Genomic DNA, 3,591 nt, shown 5'->3' on the forward strand with positions numbered 1-3,591 from the left:
GGGCGTTATGCGTAATCGATGGACCACGGAGTATTAGATGGAAGTAGTAGAAGCGGAAAAATCGGATTTAGATTCATTCTTTGTGTATCTTGAAAATCAGCTGTCTGAAAATGGTAATGGAGAAGTTCCTCTTTTTCAACCAATGTCCAGAGAGCAAAGTGAAGTTCCAGAAGCAACAAAAGATAAGTTTATCCAAGGATTTTCCCATCACTTTGGCGATTTAGGTTGGAGAAAGCTCTGGGTTGTAAAAGACACCTCTGGAAGTATCAAAGGTCACATTGATCTTCGCCACCACGGTGATGATAGCCGTTCTCATCGAGTTCTACTTGGTATGGGCGTAGATGTTTCTTGCAGGAAGCAAGGTATTGGTCAACGACTCATTGATGCGGTTATAAATTTCTGCCAAGAAAAAGCCGAAATTGACTGGCTTGATCTTTGTGTACTATCAGAGAATTTCCCAGCGAAGAACCTCTACCTAAAAGCAGGGTTCGATGTTGTTGGAGAGTTCAAAGATCAATATAGAATCGACGGTTTGTCAGTCTCGGAAACAGCAATGACAAAGTACGTCAAAAATTACGCATAACAAAGCATTTAAGAGTGATTCGTAACGCTTGGCAGTTTCGCTTCGCTCAAGTATAGCCAAGCGCTACTCACACCTTAATGCGGCGTTATATTTATAGGTAAGTTATGAACTTAGAAGAAGAAATGTCGAAGCTGAATGAGTTTTACTTTTTCAAAGAATTTACGTATTCAAGCACATTGTTTAAGCGTGAAGATGGTCAAGAAGTAGAGCTAGCGGACAATGTATTAATGATTGATGATCTTTATGTCATCTATCAGTTGAAAGAACGTTTTGAGCCAGAAAGCTCCACGGCAGAGAAAGAAATCAAGTGGTTTGAAAAAAAGATTATTAAAAATGCTTGTAGCCAAATCCGTGATTCATTGAGGTATATAGGTGATTACGACGAAGTTCATTTAGAGAATAATCGAGGGCATAAAATAAACATCGCTACAGATCAGGTGAAGAATATTCATAAGGTAGTAATGTACAAGCCATCTAAGCTACTTCCTACGGAAGTATTGCAGAAAAAATTTCATAAAAGTTCAACAGCTGGTGTTATTCACTTGTTCTGCAAAGATGACTATTTTGGACTTATTGAATCGTTAGCTACTCCTGCTGAGCTTAATGAGTATCTATCATATCGTGAGCAATTAATTTTGAACTTTCCAAAGATTGTCAACGAATTACCAGAGCAAGCCTTGCTTGGGCAGTACCTAGTTAAAGATGAAATTGTTACTCCTAATATTGAGTATGCCTTAAATTTAACGACATTGAATGTTCTGGATACAGAGTCGTGGGATATGACAGGTGTTATCAACACATTCCCGGACAGAATGCGAGATTATGAAAATACAACAGACTACTATTTTATTCTAACTCAACTTGCAAAAATGACTAGGGGTGAGCTTAAAGCATTCAAAGAGCGATTTACCCTGTGCTTTGAGTTGGCAAATGAAAATCGGGATACGTTGCCATATAGATTTAGTGTCCCTAGACTCGATTGTGGCTTTGTGTTCATTCCCTCAAGACGGGAAGACCGTGAGTTTAAGCATAATCGTCTAACTAACTTAACTTTGGCTCACAAGTACGAGCAAAAGAATACAAAATGTATTGGAGTGATTTTCATCAATCACCATGAAAAGTGGTGTGATGTAGATTGGTGCTATGTTGACAGTGAATGGGAACAGAACGAAGAAATTGAAGCTCTACTATCTGAATGTTATCCATTTCGTCCAGTAACAGTAAGAAAGACGGATAGATACGTCGAAAAATAAATATAACAAAGCATTTAAGAGTGATTCGCAACGCTTGGCATTTTCGCTTCGCTCAAGTATAGCCAAGCGTCGCTCACACCTTAATGCGGCGTTATACCCTTAGGAGATAATATTGGACATTTGGGAAATCGATAAGTTATTGCTATTTATCGCATTCATTATACCGGGCTTTGTTGCGATCAAATTCTATGGTCTTTTGCACCCTAATGATAAATTGGACTCATCCAAACAAGTAATTGATTCTTTGGCTTATAGCTGTGTTTGTTATGCGTTAGTTGGAATACCTATAATCGAACTTCGTGAACATATCGAAAAGCTAGATTTCTGGCTTCTTTGGTTGCTAGTTTTCGGTGTACTTTTGGTTTTGCCTTGTTTGCTAGCACTCGCGTTTAGCAAAGTACGTCAGCTAGAAGTGTTCCAAAAGAATGCGCCGCACCCTATTCAAAAGCCGTGGGATTTTGTCTTTCAACAACGGAAGTGGTACTGGGTTATTGTCGAGCTTACTGATGGTAAGCGGATCGGGGGGAAGTTTGCTGGTGATTCATTTGCATCCAGTTATCCTGCTGCGGAACAAATATACTTGGAAGAATGCTGGCATATTGATAATGAAGATACCTTTATTCGTCCACGTGCAGGAACGTTAGGAATACTAATAGGCTCCTCAAAAATAAAAACTATAGAATTTTTCGAGTACGACACAGGAGAACAAACAGATGACTCAGAATCAACAGGTTCCACTGAATGATGGATACCGACCAAGTATGGAGGGATATCAACCTCCCAAAGTTGAGAAAAAAGGATACCAGCCACCTAAAACCGGCGGGCAAAAAAAAACAACTGGAACACCACCACAAAAACCGTAAGGAATAAATATGACTCAGGGTAATGGGAACAAAGGTACTGGAATGGATGGTTATCGCCCCGTGAATGAAGGGTATCGTCCACCTCGAAATGATCAAGCGGGGTACCAACCTCCTAAGAATCAGACTAAGCCTGGAGGTACTCCGCCGAAGAAACCTTAATACGGGTATAACAAAGCATTTAAGAGTGATTCGCAACGCTTGGCAGTTTCGCTTCGCTCAAGTATAGCCAAGCGCCGCTCACACCTTAATGCGGCGTTATAACTACGTGGCATTTTTGAACTCACTCGAAGTAAATTCTTACTGTTTTGTATAGTCAACTAGTTGCCCTTAGTCTATTGATTTCACAATGCCAATTAGGAGTGGATATGTTCAAGTGCCCAAACTGCGCAGAGCCCTTGACTGTAAGGGATAAGTTAAAATTCATCCCTGGCAAACTAATAAAATGCAAAAAGTGTTCTCATGAGTTAAAGCTGTTCAAGGTCTATTATTATGCTACTTTTTTTGTTGCAGCTTCGGGGAGTTCCCTTTTCGTCAATCAATTCGGACTTAACGAGTTAAATGCAGCAGGGCTAACGTTTGCGCTTTGTTTTTTGTGGTTTATATGTCAACCAATTAGGAAAGCGTAGTTATAACAAGCAATTTAAGAGGGATTCACAACGCTTGGCACTTTTGCTTCTACTTCAAATTTAGTGTTTATGGCACAATGCGTTAGGTTGGGGGGAGGCGTTGTTCACCCCTTAATTGGGCGTTATGTTTACTTGTATTTCAAAGGCTTAAATGTCTTAGGTCCTAGTTCTTTGTCCCTCTGGCAATCCGTTCCTAGTAGACTCAGCAAATCCGCATTGTCGGTCTAAGTTCTTGAATCTATCAACCTGTAAAACATGCCAACGTT

Annotated in this window: 4 protein-coding genes; all 4 read left to right on the top strand. The window is 40.0% G+C overall.

Annotation, left to right across the window (positions count from 1 at the left end):
- Positions 1-37: 37 nt before the first annotated feature.
- The 4 genes from ELS82_RS23655 (at position 38) to ELS82_RS26505 (ending at position 2,858) form a co-directional block, all read left to right on the top strand.
- A complete protein-coding gene (locus ELS82_RS23655) occupies positions 38-583 on the top strand; it encodes a GNAT family N-acetyltransferase (RefSeq protein ID WP_134837608.1) in 546 nt (181 codons plus the stop codon).
- A 104-nt stretch (positions 584-687) separates the two neighbouring features.
- Positions 688-1,836, top strand: coding sequence for a hypothetical protein (locus ELS82_RS23660; RefSeq protein ID WP_134837609.1), 1,149 nt, complete (start codon positions 688-690; stop codon positions 1,834-1,836).
- 112 nt (positions 1,837-1,948) lie between these two features.
- A complete protein-coding gene (locus ELS82_RS23665) occupies positions 1,949-2,581 on the top strand; it encodes a DUF6338 family protein (protein ID WP_134837610.1) in 633 nt (210 codons plus the stop codon).
- A 127-nt stretch (positions 2,582-2,708) separates the two neighbouring features.
- Positions 2,709-2,858, top strand: coding sequence for a hypothetical protein (locus ELS82_RS26505; RefSeq protein WP_167489502.1), 150 nt, complete (start codon positions 2,709-2,711; stop codon positions 2,856-2,858).
- Positions 2,859-3,591: the final 733 nt, after the last annotated feature.

The organism is Vibrio ouci (assembly GCF_004551525.1).
Lineage (GTDB): Bacteria > Pseudomonadota > Gammaproteobacteria > Enterobacterales > Vibrionaceae > Vibrio > Vibrio ouci.

What these genes read in the sequence shown, in the direction of transcription:
- ELS82_RS26505 (WP_167489502.1), top strand. Translation starts at nt 2,709, where the DNA reads ATGACTCAGGGTAATGGGAACAAAGGTACTGGAATGGATGGTTATCGC.
- ELS82_RS23660 (WP_134837609.1), top strand. Translation starts at nt 688, where the DNA reads ATGAACTTAGAAGAAGAAATGTCGAAGCTGAATGAGTTTTACTTTTTC.
- ELS82_RS23655 (WP_134837608.1), top strand. Translation starts at nt 38, where the DNA reads ATGGAAGTAGTAGAAGCGGAAAAATCGGATTTAGATTCATTCTTTGTG.